Origin of the sequence: Bradyrhizobium sp. 187 (assembly GCF_023101005.1) — a bacterium.
Classification (GTDB): domain Bacteria; phylum Pseudomonadota; class Alphaproteobacteria; order Rhizobiales; family Xanthobacteraceae; genus Bradyrhizobium; species Bradyrhizobium canariense_D.
Genome location: NZ_CP064693.1, coordinates 7,573,628 through 7,590,335 on the forward strand (window position 1 = coordinate 7,573,628; position 16,708 = coordinate 7,590,335).

Annotated in this window: 16 protein-coding genes; 10 read left to right on the forward strand and 6 right to left on the reverse strand. The window is 63.2% G+C overall.

The annotated features are described in order from the left end of the window. Nucleotides 1-77: 77 nt before the first annotated feature. The 4 genes from rbfA to pnp all read left to right on the forward strand — a co-directional run bounded on the left by rbfA (nucleotide 78) and on the right by pnp (nucleotide 4,426). Nucleotides 78-509, forward strand: a complete 432-nt coding sequence (gene rbfA, locus IVB19_RS36355; RefSeq protein WP_026233028.1) for a 30S ribosome-binding factor RbfA — start codon at nucleotides 78-80, stop codon at nucleotides 507-509. Then, a complete protein-coding gene (truB, locus tag IVB19_RS36360) occupies nucleotides 506-1,624 on the forward strand; it encodes a tRNA pseudouridine(55) synthase TruB (RefSeq protein WP_018455796.1) in 1,119 nt (372 codons plus the stop codon). The genes rbfA and truB overlap by 4 nt, the downstream gene beginning before the upstream one ends. A gap of 2 nt (nucleotides 1,625-1,626) precedes the next feature. Further along, nucleotides 1,627-1,896: a 30S ribosomal protein S15 gene (gene rpsO / locus IVB19_RS36365; RefSeq protein WP_007598346.1), complete on the forward strand. Its 270-nt coding sequence runs from the start codon at nucleotides 1,627-1,629 to the stop codon at nucleotides 1,894-1,896. Nucleotides 1,897-2,272: 376 nt separating this feature from the next. Further along, on the forward strand, nucleotides 2,273-4,426 hold the full coding sequence (pnp, locus tag IVB19_RS36370) for a polyribonucleotide nucleotidyltransferase (protein ID WP_018455795.1): 2,154 nt from the start codon (nucleotides 2,273-2,275) through the stop codon (nucleotides 4,424-4,426). Nucleotides 4,427-4,502: 76 nt separating this feature from the next. Here pnp and katG read toward each other — a convergent pair whose 3' ends face one another. Continuing rightward, entirely contained in the window at nucleotides 4,503-6,668 is a 2,166-nt protein-coding gene (katG, locus tag IVB19_RS36375; RefSeq protein WP_247820848.1) for a catalase/peroxidase HPI, read from the reverse strand. A 114-nt stretch (nucleotides 6,669-6,782) separates the two neighbouring features. Here katG and IVB19_RS36380 point away from each other — a divergent pair, with 114 nt between their 5' ends. The 4 genes from IVB19_RS36380 to IVB19_RS36395 all read left to right on the forward strand — a co-directional run bounded on the left by IVB19_RS36380 (nucleotide 6,783) and on the right by IVB19_RS36395 (nucleotide 10,070). Next, nucleotides 6,783-7,709, forward strand: coding sequence for a hydrogen peroxide-inducible genes activator (locus IVB19_RS36380; RefSeq protein WP_018455793.1), 927 nt, complete (start codon nucleotides 6,783-6,785; stop codon nucleotides 7,707-7,709). A gap of 7 nt (nucleotides 7,710-7,716) precedes the next feature. Further along, the gene (locus IVB19_RS36385; RefSeq protein ID WP_018455792.1) at nucleotides 7,717-8,181 is read left to right on the forward strand and encodes a GNAT family N-acetyltransferase; all 465 of its coding nucleotides are present in this window, start codon (nucleotides 7,717-7,719) and stop codon (nucleotides 8,179-8,181) included. Next, nucleotides 8,154-9,110 (forward strand): hypothetical protein, encoded by a 957-nt coding sequence (locus IVB19_RS36390; protein WP_231189580.1) that lies wholly within the window; start codon nucleotides 8,154-8,156, stop codon nucleotides 9,108-9,110. Before IVB19_RS36385 ends, IVB19_RS36390 begins: the two co-directional genes overlap by 28 nt. A 72-nt stretch (nucleotides 9,111-9,182) precedes the next feature. Continuing rightward, nucleotides 9,183-10,070, forward strand: coding sequence for a hypothetical protein (locus IVB19_RS36395; RefSeq protein WP_240550533.1), 888 nt, complete (start codon nucleotides 9,183-9,185; stop codon nucleotides 10,068-10,070). Nucleotides 10,071-10,158: 88 nt separating this feature from the next. Here IVB19_RS36395 and fabI read toward each other — a convergent pair whose 3' ends face one another. The 3 genes from fabI to fabA form a co-directional block, all read right to left on the reverse strand. Next, complete coding sequence (gene fabI / locus IVB19_RS36400; protein WP_026233026.1) at nucleotides 10,159-10,959, reverse strand: enoyl-ACP reductase FabI; 801 nt, start codon at nucleotides 10,957-10,959, stop codon at nucleotides 10,159-10,161. A gap of 155 nt (nucleotides 10,960-11,114) precedes the next feature. Continuing rightward, nucleotides 11,115-12,338 (reverse strand): beta-ketoacyl-ACP synthase I, encoded by a 1,224-nt coding sequence (gene fabB, locus IVB19_RS36405; protein WP_026233025.1) that lies wholly within the window; start codon nucleotides 12,336-12,338, stop codon nucleotides 11,115-11,117. Between the two features lie 39 nt (nucleotides 12,339-12,377). Further along, nucleotides 12,378-12,899 carry a bifunctional 3-hydroxydecanoyl-ACP dehydratase/trans-2-decenoyl-ACP isomerase gene (gene fabA / locus IVB19_RS36410; RefSeq protein WP_007603915.1) on the reverse strand — a complete coding sequence of 174 codons (522 nt, stop codon included), beginning with the start codon at nucleotides 12,897-12,899 and terminating at the stop codon, nucleotides 12,378-12,380. 355 nt (nucleotides 12,900-13,254) lie between these two features. On the opposite strand from fabA, the gene irrA reads away from it, so the two are divergent. Continuing rightward, a complete protein-coding gene (gene irrA / locus IVB19_RS36415) occupies nucleotides 13,255-13,746 on the forward strand; it encodes an iron response transcriptional regulator IrrA (protein ID WP_018455787.1) in 492 nt (163 codons plus the stop codon). A 133-nt stretch (nucleotides 13,747-13,879) separates the two neighbouring features. Here irrA and IVB19_RS36420 read toward each other — a convergent pair whose 3' ends face one another. Then, nucleotides 13,880-14,410 (reverse strand): SH3 domain-containing protein, encoded by a 531-nt coding sequence (locus IVB19_RS36420; RefSeq protein ID WP_026233024.1) that lies wholly within the window; start codon nucleotides 14,408-14,410, stop codon nucleotides 13,880-13,882. Nucleotides 14,411-14,736: 326 nt separating this feature from the next. Here IVB19_RS36420 and IVB19_RS36425 point away from each other — a divergent pair, with 326 nt between their 5' ends. After that, the gene (locus IVB19_RS36425; protein ID WP_018455785.1) at nucleotides 14,737-15,738 is read left to right on the forward strand and encodes a 2-hydroxyacid dehydrogenase; all 1,002 of its coding nucleotides are present in this window, start codon (nucleotides 14,737-14,739) and stop codon (nucleotides 15,736-15,738) included. A gap of 3 nt (nucleotides 15,739-15,741) precedes the next feature. On the opposite strand, the gene IVB19_RS36430 is transcribed toward IVB19_RS36425, so the two are convergent. Beyond that, a complete protein-coding gene (locus IVB19_RS36430) occupies nucleotides 15,742-16,653 on the reverse strand; it encodes a LysR family transcriptional regulator (RefSeq protein ID WP_247295885.1) in 912 nt (303 codons plus the stop codon). Nucleotides 16,654-16,708 lie beyond the last annotated feature (55 nt).

Consider the following 16,708-nt stretch of genomic DNA (forward strand, 5'->3'; position numbering starts at 1 on the left):
CACCCCTCTTCGTTTCAGCAAGACAAATGACAATGCCCGTGTCCCAAAAGCGGGCATGACGAGGTGATTTTCAGACCATGCCCCGCCATCATCAAAAAAAGAGTTCCGCGTCTGGCGGCTCGCAACGTCAGTTGCGGGTCGGCGAGCAGGTTCGCCATGCGATAGCCGAGATTCTGGCGCAAGGCAGCGTGCATGATGCTGACCTCGAAGGTCACATCATCACCGTGCCGGAGGTGCGGATGTCGCCCGACCTGAAGCTCGCAACAGTCTACGTGATGCCGCTCGGTGGCCGCGACACCGAGATCGTCCTCGCTGCGCTCGAGCGCAACAAGAAATTCCTGCGCGGCGAGGTCGCGCGGCGCGTTAACTTGAAATTTGCACCTGACCTTCGCTTCCGCGTCGACGAACGATTCGACGAAGCGGAACGGATCGAGAAGCTTTTGCGAACACCCGCGGTGCAGAAGGACCTGGAACAGGATCCGGATACGGATCGGGAAGAAGAACGATGACGATGGACCCGGCTCACGGCACGATCGGCGGCGAAGAGGCCGATCAGCTCGACGTGCAGAAGAATAATTTTGCGGACATGAGCGGCAATTCTCAGCCCGCTCAAGAGCCGCGCCGCGTCAACAACGATCCGCGCGCCAACAAGCAGAAGGGCAACCAGCCGCGCCGCGACCGTCGCGACGTCCACGGCTGGGTCGTGCTCGACAAGCCGATCGGCATGACCTCGACGCAGGCCGTTGCCGTGCTCAAGCGCCTGTTCAACGCCAAACGCGCCGGCCATGCCGGCACGCTAGATCCGCTGGCCTCCGGCGGCCTGCCGATCGCGCTCGGCGAGGCCACCAAGACCGTCCCCTTCGTCATGGACGGCCGCAAGCGCTACCGGTTCACGGTGTGCTGGGGCGAGGAGCGCGACACCGACGACATCGAGGGCCGGGCGACCGCAACCTCGGACCAGCGCCCGACTCGGGAGGCCATCGAGGCCCTGCTGCCCCGTTTCACCGGGGTGATCCAGCAGATCCCGCCGCGCTATTCCGCGATCAAGGTCCAGGGCGAGCGCGCCTACGACCTCGCCCGCGACGGCGAGATCGTGGAACTGGCCTCGCGCCCGGTCGAGATTCACCGATTAAGCCTTGTAGATCAACCGGATAGCGACCGGGCCGTGTTCGAGGCCGAGTGCGGCAAGGGCACCTATGTCCGCGCGCTGGCCCGCGATATGGGCCGGATTCTCGGCACTTACGGCCATATCTGCGCACTGCGGCGGACCCTGGTCGGCCCATTTGGCGAGAACGACATGATTCCGCTGGATCAGCTGGAGGCTTTGTGCGATAGAGCCGCGTCCGGCGAGGGTAGCCTCGCCGACGCGCTTATGCCCGTTGAGACCGCGCTGGACGACATCCCGGCACTGGCCGTCACTCGGGCTGATGCGGCAAGGCTCCATCGGGGCCAGGCCGTTTTGTTGCGCGGACGGGATGCGCCCACTTGTAGCGGCACAGTCTATGTCACGGTGGCAGGCCGGCTTCTCGCGCTTGCCGAAGTCGGCAATGGCGAAATCATCCCCAAGCGTGTGTTCAACCTGACCGGCCTGACTGCCAGCGCCGATCGCAACGAGAGAAATTGACGATGTCGATTGCCGCAGAACGCAAAGCGGAAGTCATCAAGACGAATGCCAACAAGGCCGGCGATACCGGCTCGCCAGAGGTTCAGGTCGCGATCCTGTCGGAACGCATCGCCAACCTCACCAACCATTTCAAGACCCACGTGAAGGACAATCATTCGCGTCGCGGTCTCTTGAAGCTGGTCTCGACCCGCCGCTCGCTCCTCGACTATGTGAAGAAGAAGGACGAGGCGCGCTACAAGGCGCTGCTCGAGAAGCACAACATTCGTCGTTAAGAGTTCTTGCGCGCGCCAACCGGCGCGCGTTTTCGCGCGTGATTTCGAACGAAAGCGTTTGTTTAAAGGTTTTTCGTCGAGGCTGCGTGCGCGTCGGATGCGAGCCGTTGACGGCGAGCATCCGGGCATGATGGGCGAACACCGCGCTTCGGTGTTCGCGTTCGTGCCGACTGACAGTCCAGCAGCAATCCGGCGGCTGGGCACAACGGGCAAGGCGCCCGTATGACCCGAAGGGATGGACGCCATCCGAAATCCAAAAACCATGGCAGGATCGCAGGACGCTGATCGCCCGCTTCGATCAACGTCCCGCAATCTTGCGCATGGTTTTTGTTTTTCGACCCGTCCTTCTTTCGAGAACCCATGAAAGAAGACCTCTATGTTCAATAAGCATTCAGTCGAGATCGACTGGGGTGGACGCCCTCTCAAGCTTGAAACCGGCAAGATCGCCCGCCAGGCCGACGGCGCCGTCGTCGCGACCTACGGCGAGACCGTGGTGCTCGCCACCGTCGTTGCCGCGAAGTCACCGCGTGAAGGCGTCGACTTCCTGCCACTGACCGTCGACTACCAGGAGAAGACCTACGCAGCCGGCCGCATTCCCGGTGGCTATTTCAAGCGCGAGGGTCGTCCGACCGAGAAGGAAACGCTGGTCTCCCGCCTGATCGACCGTCCGATCCGTCCGCTGTTCGTCGACGGCTGGCGCAACGAGACCCAGGTGATCGTGACCGTGCTCTCGCACGATATGGAGAACGATCCCGATATCGTCGCGCTGGTGGCCTCATCGGCTGCGCTGACCCTGTCGGGCGCTCCCTTCAAGGGCCCGATCGGCGCCGCGCGCGTCGGCTTCGCCAATGACGAGTTCATCCTCAACCCGACGCTCGACGAGATGGTCGACACTCAGCTCGACCTCGTCGTCGCCGGCACTGCGGACGCCGTGCTGATGGTGGAATCGGAAGCCAAGGAGCTGAACGAAGAGATCATGCTCGGCGCCGTGATGTTCGGTCACCGCCACTTCCAGCCGGTGATCAACGCGATCATCGAGCTCGCCGAAAAGGCCGCGAAGGAGCCGCGCGAGGTCACCGCGATCGACAATTCGGCGCTCGAAAAGGAAATGCTCGGCATGGTCGAGCAGGAACTGCGCGCCGCCTACGCCATTCCGGTCAAGCAGGATCGCTACGCCGCGGTCGGCAAGGTCAAGGAAAAGGTGATCGCGCACTACTTCCCGGAAGGCCAAGAGCCGAAATACGACAAGCTGCGCATCGGCGGCGTGTTCAAGGAGCTCGAAGCCAAGATCGTTCGCTGGAACATTCTCGACACCGGCAAGCGCATCGACGGCCGCGATTCCAAGACCGTGCGCAACATCGTCGCCGAAGTCGGCGTGCTGCCCCGCGCCCACGGTTCGGCGCTGTTCACCCGCGGCGAGACCCAGGCGCTGGTCGTGACCACGCTCGGCACCGGCGAGGACGAGCAGTACATCGACGCGCTGTCGGGAACGTACAAAGAGACGTTCCTGCTGCACTACAATTTCCCTCCCTACTCGGTCGGTGAGACCGGCCGCCTCGGCGGTACCAAGCGCCGCGAGATCGGCCACGGCAAGCTCGCCTGGCGTGCGATCCACCCGGTGCTGCCGCCGCACCACGAATTCCCCTACACCACGCGCGTGGTGTCGGAGATCACCGAATCCAACGGCTCCTCGTCGATGGCATCGGTCTGCGGCGCCTCGCTCGCGCTGATGGACGCCGGCGTGCCGTTGAAGCGGCCGACCGCGGGCATCGCAATGGGCCTGATCCTCGAAGACAAGCGCTTCGCGGTTCTCTCGGACATCCTCGGTGACGAGGACCATCTCGGCGACATGGACTTCAAGGTCGCCGGTACCGAGCAGGGCATCACCTCGCTCCAGATGGACATCAAGATCGAGGGCATCACCGAGGAGATCATGAAGGTCGCGCTCGGTCAGGCTAAGGATGGGCGTATCTACATCCTCGGCGAGATGTCGAAGGCGCTCACCAACGCCCGCGCCGAGCTCGGCGAATACGCGCCGCGCATCGAGACCTTCAAGATCGCCACCGACAAGATCCGCGAAGTGATCGGCACCGGCGGCAAGGTGATCCGCGAGATCGTCGAGAAGACCGGCGCCAAGGTCAACATCGAGGACGACGGCACCGTGAAGGTCGCCTCCAGCGACGGCGAGGCGATGAAGGCCGCGATCAAGTGGATCAAGTCGATCGCCTCCGATCCGGAAGTCGGCCAGATCTATGACGGCACCGTCGTCAAGGTGATGGAGTTCGGCGCTTTCGTGAACTTCTTCGGCTCCAAGGACGGCCTTGTCCACATCAGCCAGCTCGCCTCGGCGCGAGTGCAGAAGACCTCCGACGTCGTCAAGGAAGGCGACAAGGTCAAGGTCAAGCTGCTCGGCTTCGACGACCGCGGCAAGACCCGCCTGTCGATGAAGGTGGTCGACCAGGAGACCGGCGAAGACCTCGAGGGCAAGGGCGAGAGCCAGCAGCCCGCGCGCGAAGCGGCCGGCGAGTAAATCTCGCTACCTGCCAGAAACACGAAGGGCGGCCTCGCGGCCGCCCTTTTTGTTTGTCGCTTGCCGAACTTTGGAATCAGGCCGCGATGTCGTAGCGATCGAGGTTCATCACCTTGGTCCAGGCCTTGGCGAAGTCCTTGACGAACTGCTCTTTGGAATCCGACGTGGCATAGACCTCTGCGTAGGCGCGAAGCTGCGAGTGTGCGCCGAAGATCAGGTCGACGCGCGTGCCGGTCCACTTGACCGCGTTGGTCTTGCGGTCGCGGGCCTCATAGGTGCCGTCGGTGCCGGCCGGCGTCCACTGCGTGCTCATGTCGAGCAGGTTGACGAAGAAGTCGTTGCTCAGCGTTCCCACCTTCGAGGTGAGGACGCCGTTCTTCGAACCGTTCGCATTGGCACCGAGCACGCGCAGACCGCCGACGAGCACCGTCATCTCCGGGCCGGTAAGCCGGAGCAGCTGCGCACGATCGACCAGAGCCTCCTCGGGCATCATGAACTGCTGCCGCTTGCCGATGAAGTTGCGGAAGCCATCGGCCCGCGGCTCCAGCGGAGCAAACGAAGCGGCGTCGGTCTGCTCCTGCGAGGCATCCATGCGGCCCGGCGTGAAGCCGACCTTGACGTCGACGCCGGCATCCTTGGCGGCCTTCTCGACCGCGGCGGTGCCGCCGAGCACGATGAGGTCCGCCAGCGAGACCTTCTTCGCACCGGATGACGCGTTGAAGTCCTTCTGGATCGCTTCGAGCTTGCCCAGGACCTTCGAGAGCTGAGCCGGCTCGTTCACTTCCCAATCCTTCTGCGGGGCGAGGCGGATACGCGCGCCGTTGGCGCCGCCGCGCTTGTCCGAGCCGCGGAACGTCGAGGCCGACGCCCAGGCGGTCGAGACCAGCTCCGAGACCGACAGACCGGCCAGGATCTTGGTCTTCAGCGAGGCGATATCCTGCTCGCTGGCCAGCTCGTGATTCACAGCAGGGATCGGATCCTGCCAGATCAGGGTTTCCTTCGGCACCAGCGGACCGAGATAGCGCACCACCGGACCCATGTCGCGATGGGTGAGCTTGAACCAGGCACGGGCGAAGGCGTCCGCGAACTGATCGGGATTCTCGAGGAAGCGGCGCGAGATCTTCTCATAGGCCGGATCCATACGCAGCGAGAGGTCGGTCGTCAGCATCGTCGGCCGATGCTTCTTGGACTTGTCGAAGGCATCGGGAATGATCGCCTCGGCGCCCTTGGCCGTCCACTGCTGCGCACCGCCCGGGCTCTTAGTCAGCTCCCATTCGTACTTGAACAGGTTCTCGAAGAAGTTGTTGCTCCACTTCGTCGGCGTCGTGGTCCAGGTCACCTCGAGACCGCTGGTGATGGAATCGCCGCCAATGCCCGACGCGTGCTTGCTCTTCCAGCCGAGGCCCTGATCTTCGAGCGCGCCCGCTTCCGGCTCCGGTCCGACCAGCGACGGATCGCCGGCGCCGTGGGTCTTGCCGAAGGTGTGGCCGCCGGCGATCAGTGCGACGGTTTCCTCGTCGTTCATCGCCATGCGGAAAAAGGTCTCGCGAATGTCCTTGGCCGCGGCGATCGGATCCGGCTTGCCGTTCGGGCCTTCCGGATTGACGTAGATGAGGCCCATCTGCACCGCGCCGAGCGGCTCGGCGAGCTGGCGTTCGCCGCTGTAGCGCTCATCGCCCAGCCAGGTGCCTTCCGGACCCCAATAGAGCTCTTCCGGCTCCCAGACGTCGACGCGGCCGCCGGCAAAGCCAAAGGTCTTGAAGCCCATCGACTCCAGCGCGACGTTGCCCGCCAGCACCATCAGATCGGCCCAGGAAATCTTGCGGCCGTATTTCTGCTTGATCGGCCAGAGCAGACGGCGTGCCTTGTCGAGATTTGCGTTATCGGGCCAGCTGTTGAGCGGCGCGAAACGCTGCTGTCCGGCGCCGGCGCCACCGCGACCGTCGGTGGTGCGGTAGGTGCCCGCGCTGTGCCAGGCCATGCGGATCATGAGGCCGCCGTAGTGACCGAAGTCGGCGGGCCACCATTCCTGCGATTCCGTCATCAGAGCGGTCAGGTCCTTGATGACCGCGTTCAGGTCGAGCGACTTGAATTCCTTGGCGTAGTCGAAGTCCTTGTCCATCGGGTCGGACTTGGCGGAATTCTTGTGCAGCATCTCGATGCTGAGCTGGGTCGGCCACCAATCGCGGTTCGCCGGCACACGTTTTCCACCCGAAAACGGGCACTTTGAAGTGTCGTCCATGAATACCTCCTCTGGTGGCGTCGAACTCGCGCCTTTGACCAGGTAGAAACACTCTAAGCTTCACGTTCGATCAGGGGAAGTTGACTTTAATGATCGCAGCGATAAGATTTTCTGATGCTAAACCTCACGCTGCGCCAGCTCCGGTATTTCGACGCCCTGGCCCGTCACAGTCATTTCGGCCGCGCGGCTGAGTCCTGCTCGATCTCGCAGCCTGCCCTGTCGATGCAGATCAAGGAGCTGGAGGAGGCGCTCGGCGGTCTGCTGCTGGAGCGCAGCGCCCGGCAGGTGGCGCTGACCCGATTTGGCGAGGAGCTCGCGCAGCGCGTCCGCGACATCTTGCGCTCGGTCGACGAGCTCGGCGATTTCGCCCGCGCCTCGCAGGACCGGTTCTCCGGACGGCTGCGCATCGGCATGATTCCGACGATCGCGCCCTATCTGCTGCCGACGATCACCAAGAATCTGACGCGCATGCATCCGGAGCTCGACATCCGCGTGCGCGAGACGATGACGCCGCGGCTGATTCAGGAACTGGTGGAGGGTCGGCTCGATACCGCCATCGTGGCGCTGCCGGTGTCCGAGCCCTCGCTCACCGAGGTCGCCCTGTTCGAGGAAAAATTCCTGCTGGTGCGGCCGAGTGCGGATGAGGGAACGCCGGCACCGTCGCGGGAGATGATGCGCGAGATGCGGCTGCTGTTGCTCGAAGAGGGGCACTGCTTCCGCGATCAGGCGCTGTCATTCTGCAACATGCAATCGGCGCCGCCACGCGAGATGCTGGATGCCAATTCGCTGTCGACGCTGGTCCAGATGGTCAGCGCCGGCATCGGCGTCACGTTGATCCCCGAGATGGCGGTGTCAGTTGAGACGCGATCGGCCTCGGTCTCGCTCGCGCGCTTCCGCGACCCGCAGCCGTCGCGCACCATCGGCATGGTCTGGCGCAAGACCAGCCCGCTGGCGCGGCAACTCCTGCAAATCTCCGAGGTGGTGTGCCTGTCGGCGGGCAAGGTGCGCGCACGTCCATCCGTGCGCAGCAAGCCAACCTGAGGCCTCGATGTCGCATCCCATCATTCGCCCAGCCCGCGCGGACGAATACGACGAGATCGGCCGTATCTGGATGGAGAGCTGGGTCTCGACCGGCCTCGGCGAGACGAGCGACTTCCTGCTGGCAAACCTGCGTGCACGGATCCGGCGCGAGACCGAGGACGGCTGGAGCCTGTTCGTCGCCGACGACGACGGCACGATCGCCGCGATGCTGGCGCTGCATTTGCCAAAACTCTATCTCGACATGCTGTTCGTCGCGCCCGCCTATCAGGGCCAATCGCTCGGCCGCCAATTGCTTGGCTTCACGCGCACACAAATGCCCGACGAGATGTCTCTGCGCTGCATCCGCGAGAACGAAAAAGCCTGGCGCTGGTACGAGCGCGAGGGCTTTGTGTTCGAGAAAGAAGAGGTCGAGCCGTCGAACGGATTCATGATGAAGTATTATCGGTGGCGGCGGCAGCGACCCGCCGGATAGGCAGTGGTCGCCTGGTGCAGCTTGCGGTTGTCACGGTTCCAATTTACTGTGGCGTATCCGCCGTCCTCCTGCCCCCTGATCTCCCGGAATCGATGCTTCGAATTGCTGTCTCGCTGATCGCGTTGCTGTCCCTGCTCACCACGGCAGCCGCGCAAACCCCTCCCGCAACCACCGCGCCTCCCGCTCAGACGGCGGCGCCAGCCAAGAAGGCAGTCAAGAAGGCGGCGCCGAAGGCCAAACCGGCTGCACAACAGCCAGTTGCGGCGGAGAGCGGCCCCTGTCAGATCGGCGTCATTTCCGCGATCGGAGACCAGTTCTCGGTGCAACATGTCGGCCTCACGATGTTCGGCAACGAGTATATGGAGGCGCCGATCGAGACGTGGGGTATCGATGATCTGTTCGTCGCGAGGGTTCGCGCCACGGCTCCCGGCACGGCTGTCCGAAAGGTCGCTTACGCAAGCGGAGCCTTCAGGCCGTACTATCATCCGGAAGCGAAACTGTTCCGCAATGACCGCGACGACCTGACGGCGCTGGTGCGGCAGATCGCCGGAGCTGCAAATTGCGAACGCTACGTCGTAGCCACGAAAGCCCGCGTTTCGGTGGATGGCACCAATCAATCAATCGAGGGCCTCGGGGTCTACAAGAATTGGGCGAGCCCTTCCGGGCGCGGCGTCGTGGTTTCCTATTTCCGCATAAACGTTTTTGACGGACGGACTTTCGACATCCATCGGGCGCCTACCCGCAGCTTCGGCGATGTGATTGCTTCGAGTTTCTCCAACAAGAACGACAATATGCAAATCCTCAACAATCTCGAATTTCCCAAGACCCCTGAACAGGTGACCAGCAGTGCATTGCTGCGTGACAGCACACGCAGCCTGCTCACGGCCCAGCTGGACAGGTATCTACCCGCGTATATCAAGGGCGAGTAAGCGCCTTTGCCGAGGGGACGCGACAAAGACTATCGCTCGTCCGCTTCCTGCGGCTGGGCTGCATTTGACGTTTTGGCCCGGCTCGTCGTCCTTGCGGCCGTCGCGTGGTGCTTTTCGACATCTGCTTGGGCGCAGACCAAATTGGTACCACCAGGGGCGGAAACGGCAGGATCAGCCGTCAAGCAAAGCAACAACAAGACGACCACGCGGCGTGAAGCGACGGGCAAACCCGCTCCCGTGGTCGGCGGCCCGTGCGACTTCGGTGTCGTCGTCACCACCGGCGATGAGTTCACCGTGCTGACGACCGGCCTGACCGTATTTCAGCACAAGAAGACGGTCGTCCCGATCCCGGGCTGGGGACTCAATGATCTGATCTTCGCGCGGATTCGCGCCACGATCCCTGCCGGCGTGTCCGTTCTGAGAATCCCCTACAACCCGGCGAAATTTCCTCCCCGCGATGAGTCCAAGGACACATTGAAGGACAGGTTGTTCCGCGATCTCAATGCGGAGCTGGCCCAATACATGCGCGACGTCGTGAAAGGAACGAATTGCCGGCACTACATCCAGATCCTCAATTCAATCAGCCCTTTCGGGTCATCCAACTATACGGTCCGCGGCTTCGGCATCCTCAACCATGATGTGGTGCTCGGGCGTCGCATCTATCTCTACGCCCTGGCGTTTGTCCGCATCTTCGATGGGCGCGACTTCTCCGTTGTCAGACAGAGTTCTGCGCTGATCAACACGCATCATTCCCTTATGGTGCAGAGGCTCCTGGGCGTGCAAATCGGCGGCCCCTATCGCGAACTACCCGCAGAATCGTTTCCAACCCGCCCTGAAGATGCCGCCGACAATCCCGCACTGCGCGACGACGTGCGTGCCATGCTGACGGAAAGCCTCGACAAGACGCTGCCGCTGCTGATCGGGGTTCAACGAGCGGCGCGCAACAGCGACGCGCGCTGATCGACACGTCCTTCGCAGCAGGAACTGGTCTCGATTATTGAGAAATCGTGGGCACGTCGCTTGCGCGCCTTTGCCCACTCTACGAGAGCTAATCCTGCGCCTTCAAATCGTCCGGCCGCGGCATCAGGACGGTGTTGTAGCCGGAATCGACATAGTGGATCTCGCCGGTCACGCCGCCGGAGAGATCCGACAACAGATACAGCGCCGAGCCGCCGAGCTCGTCGAGCGTCACGCCCCGGCGGAGCGGCGAATGTTTTTGCATGAAGGCGAACATCGCGCGCGCCTCGCCGATGCCGGAGCCGGCGAGCGTGCGGATCGGGCCGGCGGAGATCGCGTTGACGCGGATGCCGCGCGGTCCGAAATCCGAGGCGAGATAGCGCACCGAGGCTTCCAGCGCCGCCTTGGCCACGCCCATCACGTTGTAGTTCGGCATCGCGCGTTCCGAGGCGCCGAAGGTCAGCGTGATCATGCTGCCGCCCTCCGTCATCAGCTCGGCGGCGCGTTTTGCCACTTCCGTGAAGGAGAAGCAGGAGATCACCATGGTGCGCGAAAAATTCTCGCGGCTGGTGTCGGCGTAGCGACCCTTGAGCTCGTTCTTGTCGGCGAAGCCGATCGCGTGGATCACGAAATCCAGCCGGCCCCACTTTTCGCGCAAGGCCGTGAATGTGGCGTCGACGCTGGCGATGTCCTCGACGTCGCAGGGCAGCACCATGTCGACGCCAAGCTGCTCCGCCAGCGGCTTAACACGCTTGCCCAGCGCCTCGCCCTGGAAGGTGAAGGCAAGCTCGGCGCCGTGGGCATGCAGCGTCTTCGCCATGCCCCAGGCGATCGAATGATCATTGGCGATGCCCATGATCAGACCGCGCTTGCCTTTCATTAAACCTTCCATTGCCTGATAGCTCCCATTATTCCGGCGTCATCGCCCGCCTTGCGCGCACTTGCGCACTGGGGCAGGCGATCCAGTATTTCGAGGCGATTACTGCAAATCGAGAAGTTGCGGCGTGCTGGATGCCCGCCTTCGCGGGGCATGACAGCGTGCCAAAATTACGCATCCAGCCGGCTGAACACCAGCGTGGCGTTGGTGCCGCCGAAGCCGAAGGAGTTCGACAGCACGGTGCCGATTTTGACGTTGTCGATGCGCTTGCGCACGATCGGCATGTCGGCGAACACGGGGTCGAGCTCCTGGATGTGGGCGCTCTCGCAGATGAAACCATTGTTCATCATCAGCAGCGAATAGATCGCTTCCTGCACGCCGGTTGCGCCCAGGGAGTGACCGGTCAGCGCCTTGGTCGCCGAGATCGGCGGGCACTTCTCGCCGCTTCCGAACACCCTGCGGAGTGCGTCGATCTCCGGCGGATCGCCGGCCGGGGTCGATGTCGCGTGCGGATTGATGTAGTCGACCTTGGTCTTCACGGTCGACATCGCCATGCGCATGCAGCGCTCGGCGCCCTCACCTGATGGTGCGACCATGTCGTAGCCGTCGGACGTCGCGCCATAGCCGACGATCTCGCCGTAAATGCGTGCGCCCCGCGCCTTGGCATGCTCGAGCTCTTCCAGCACCAGCACGCCGGCTCCGCCGGCAATCACGAAGCCGTCGCGGTTGACGTCGTAGGGACGGGAGGCCGTCGCAGGCGTGTCGTTGTACTTCGAGGACATCGCGCCCATGGCGTCGAACAGCACCGACAGCGACCAGTCCAGCTCCTCGCAGCCGCCGGCGAAGATGACGTCCTGCTTGCCGATCTGGATCGTTTCATAGGCATTGCCGACGCAATGGTTCGACGTCGCGCAGGCCGACGAGATAGAATAGTTCACGCCCTTGATCTTGAACCAGGTCGCAAGCGTTGCGGAGGCCGTGGAGGACATCGCCTTCGGCACTGCAAACGGCCCGACACGCTTCGGTCCCTTGGTGCGGGTGATGTCGGCGGCTTCGACGATGGTGCGCGCCGACGGACCGCCGGAGCCCATGATGATGCCGGTGCGAATATTGGAAATTTCGTCGGGCGAAAGACCGGAATCCTGGATCGCCTGTTCCATCGCGACGTGATTCCACGCCGCGCCCTGACCGAGGAAACGCATGGCGCGGCGGTCGACCACCGTCGAAGGATCGAGCGTCGGCGCACCCTGCACCTGGGAGCGGAAGCCGAGCTCGGCATATTTTTCAGCCCGCGAAATGCCCGACTTCGCCTCGTGAAGGCTCGCAAGCACCTCCTGGGTGTTGTTTCCGATGGAGGAGACAATGCCCATCCCGGTGACCACAACCCGCCTCATGACAGCCTCGCCTCAATCGTTGTCTTCGTGGTGATGCGCTCAGCCCAGGCTCGTGCCCTGCTTGAACAGGCCGACCTTCAAATCCTTTGCGCGATAGATAATCTGGTCATCCACCGAAAGCCATCCGTCGGCGATACCGAGCACCAGCTTTGAACGCATCACGCGCTTGATATCGATGTTGTACACAACCTTGCGGGCCTCCGGCAGCACCTGGCCGCTGAACTTCAGCTCGTTCAGGCCAAGCGCGCGACCGCGACCTTCACCGCCGCTCCAGCCCAGATAAAAGCCGACCATTTGCCACAGCGCATCGAGCCCGAGGCAGCCGGGCATCACCGGATCGTTCTTGAAGTGGCAGCCGAAGAACCAGAGGTCGGGCTTCACGTCGAGCTCGGCGCGCACCACCCCCTTGCCGAATTCGCCGCCGGTCTCGCTGATGTCCGTGATGCGGTCGAACATCAGCATCGGCGGCAGCGGCAATTGCGCATTGCCAGGGCCGAACATCTCGCCGCGGGCACATGCCAGCAGATCTTCATATTCGTAACCGTTGCGCCTGTTCAGCATGCGGAAGCCTTTGTGTTCAAACCCCGATTGAGCGGCGTTTCCGGCGAAAATGGGCCCCATCCTGTTCGAAAGGCGACATCTGTTGCCATTGTCAGACGAGAATACCGAAGGACCCTGGATGGATAGCGAGCGGCCCTCAATGCCGGGTCGCGCCAAAATGGGTTAAGCGGAACCGCGGGCTCTCTAACACAGGCCATTTCGGGTAGCAAAGCGCTCTCATGAAGGTAAAATGACGGGCCGCCACCCCGGTTCCCTGCCTGATTAGAACCGCTCTAGTTGCGAGAAACTTGCATCTGCATCTATCTCTCCATATATGTTGGGCAACGACAGTGTTCACGCGTGCCCGAAGCTGGAAATGAACGAAAATAACGCGCCCCATCGCGACGAAGAGGCCCATGCGGCGGCTCTTATGTCCGGCCGCCAGCCGGCGTTGACCGGCTGCCCGTGGCACGACGTCAACGAAATGCTCCAGTCCGCAGGGCTTCGCCCCACGCGCCAGCGCATGGCGCTCGGCTGGCTCCTGTTCGGCAAGGGTGCACGTCACCTCACGGCTGAAATGCTTTACGAGGAAGCGACGCTGGCCAAGGTGCCGGTCTCGCTGGCGACCGTCTACAACACGCTGAACCAGCTCACCGATGCCGGTCTGCTGCGTCAGGTCAGCGTCGACGGCACCAAGACCTATTTCGACACCAACGTCACGACCCACCATCACTACTACCTCGAGAACAGCCATGAGCTGGTCGACATCGAGGATCCGCATCTGGCGCTGTCCAAGATGCCTGAGGTGCCCGCGGGTTACGAGATCGCCCGCATCGACATGGTCGTACGGTTGCGCAAGAAGCGCTGAGATCTATCCTGAACTGCTGATTTGATCGTCATGGCCGGGCTTGTCCCGGCTATCCACGTTATTCGGTCAGGCGTCGAAAAATGCGTGGATGCCCGGGCATGACGGTGGAGCAACAGTTCCGCTCCCGCCCAGATCAATTCACCTGCTCGTCCGAGTAGACGCCCCAGAGGCGCTCCTGCTGGATCCAGCCGTCAAAGCCGTTACCGCTGACGCGGCACCAGTTTGCAGTGCACTTCTTCACCTGGGTGACGACACCGGCCTGGAGCCTGGCCGCAACCGCGCTCTCGGGATCGGCGCGGTCGTAGATCGGCGCGAGCTCGTCCTTGTGCTTCATGGTGACGACAGCAGTACGGCGGCCCGACAGCAGCGAGTGATAGACCCAACCCTCGGCGCCCTCGGAATCGCGGACCCGGCGCCAGTTCTCGAACTCGGCGGTGATTTCGACCGGCAGGCCGGAACGGGTGTAGACCCAGGCGACGTCGTTGTCCTTGGTCGGGCCGGCGCGGACGTTGACGTGATCCGATTTCAGGCTGACGTAGCGCGGCACCGGGAGGCCTGAGGCCGTCTGAGGGGTGTTGTCCTTTGCCGAATGCCCGGGACTGACCGAAGCGCTCAACCAGGTGCAAACGAGCGCCATCACCGAACAAAAACGCCCCAACGCCATCAACCCGTCTCCTGTCGAAGGTCCGGCCGAGCCGGTCCCTCGCCCTAAATTCCCAAACCAGGCCGCTGTCGCCCCTGACCCCGCCCCACGCGGGTGTTCCCGAGCCCTTTACCCGTGGTTCTTGTCTTGGCCCGGCCTTCTGCTAGAGAGGACGGACATCTGAACAACCGGTTTGTCCCGATTTTCCGGCCGGAAATGTCGGGAGAGCTTGAAGGAAACGCCGGGGACGACACGGCAAGCGCAGTGTCGAACAACCGGGTTAATGAGGCCTCAACGGCCGGCCTTTGGCGACAGAGGCGGCTCGCAACGCCTCATGAGGGCAGGACATGTCGGTGAAGAAAAAGCCCCTCGTCGTGGTGACGCGCAAGCTTCCGGATTCGATCGAGACCCGGATGCGCGAGCTGTTCGACGCGCGGATCAATCTCGACGACACGCCGATGTCGCCCGAGCAGATCGCGGAAGCCGCCCGTACCGCCGACGTGCTGGTCCCAACCGTGACCGACCACATCTCCGCCGACATCGTCAACCAGCCCGACTGCAGGTTGAAACTGATCGCGAATTTCGGCAACGGCGTCGACAACATCGATGTCGAGGCCGCGCATGCCCGCGGCATCACCGTCACCAACACGCCGAAAGTTCTGACCGAAGACACCGCCGACATGACCATGGCGCTGATCCTCGCCGTGCCCAGGCGGATGATCGAAGGCGCCTCGATCCTGACGGAAGGAAAACCCTGGCCGGGCTGGTCGCCGACCTGGATGCTCGGCCATCGCATCGGCGGAAAGCGCCTTGGCATCATCGGCATGGGCCGCATCGGCCAGGCGGTCGCACGCCGCGCCCGCGCCTTCGGCTTGCAGATCCACTACCACAATCGTCGGCCGGTGGCGCCGAAGATCGCCGAAGAGCTGGGCGCGACCTATTGGGAAAGCCTCGACCAGATGCTGGCACGGATGGACATCATCTCGGTGAACTGTCCGCACACGCCGGCGACCTACCATCTGCTGTCGGCGCGCCGGCTGAAGCTTATTCGCAAGGACGCCTACATCGTCAACACCGCGCGCGGCGGGGTCACCGACGAGGACACGCTGATCAAGCTGATCGAAGGCGGCGAGATCGGCGGCGCCGGCCTCGATGTCTATGAGCACGAGCCCGCGGTGAACCCGAAGCTGGTGCGGCTCGCCAAGGCCGGCAAGGTGACGTTGCTGCCGCATATGGGCTCGGCCACGATCGAGGGCCGCGTCGAGATGGGCGAGAAGGTGATCATCAACATCCGAACCTTCCTCGATGCGCACAAGCCGCCGGATCGCGTGCTGCCGAGCATGCTGTGAGGTCTATTTGCTGCGTGTTTCGCGCTTGCGCCAGTCGGCAACGAAATCGATAAAGGCCCGCAGCGCCGGCGGCGTTTGTCGCCGGCTTGGATAGTACAGGAACGGCCCGGGAAACGGCTCGCACCAATCCTGAATCAGACTGACGAGCGCGCCGGACTTCAGGGCTTCGCCGACATAACCATCAAGCGTCGCCCAGATGCCGGCGCCGTCGAGCGCGGCGCGCATGGAAAGGCCCATGTTGGTCGAGATCAGCTTTGCCGGCGGATCGACCTTCACCAGCTGGCCGGCCTTCTCGAACTCCCAATCGTGCATGACACCGCTGGAGTAGCGGGCGCGGATGCAATTATGGTCGAGCAGATCCTTCGGATGCTCCGGCTTGCCGCGGCGCGCGAGGTAATCGGGCGAAGCGACTACGACATAGCTCTGCGGGCCGCTGAGCGAGATCGCGACCATGTCCTGCGCGAGATGCTCGCCATAACGTACGCCGGCATCGAAGCCCGCGCTGACGATATCGACAAACCCGCTCTCGGAAACGATCTCGAGGTCGACCTGCGGATAGGCCTTAAGGAACGGCCCGATCATGGGGGCCAGCACGAGATCGACCGCGGGTGGCGGCGCGTTAATGCGCAGCCGGCCCGAGGCCATCTCGCGCAGGCCCCGGACCTGATCGAGGGCCTCGCCGACATCGCGCAGCGCCGGAGCCACGCGCGACAGCAGCAGCTCGCCCGCCTCGGTCAGGGCGACGCTGCGGGTGGTGCGGTTCATCAGGCGGACGCCGAGGCGCTCCTCCAGGTCCCGCAATCGCTGGCTAAGGCTCGACACCGACACGCGAATATCGATCGCCGCGCGCCGGAAATTGCGGGTGCGGGCGACCGCCATGAAGACGTCGAGATCACGCAGGTCGGGCTCAGCCATTGTTCGTTAATGTGAACAAGCCATTCTCGATTGTCCAGCTTATCGGCGCAATCGA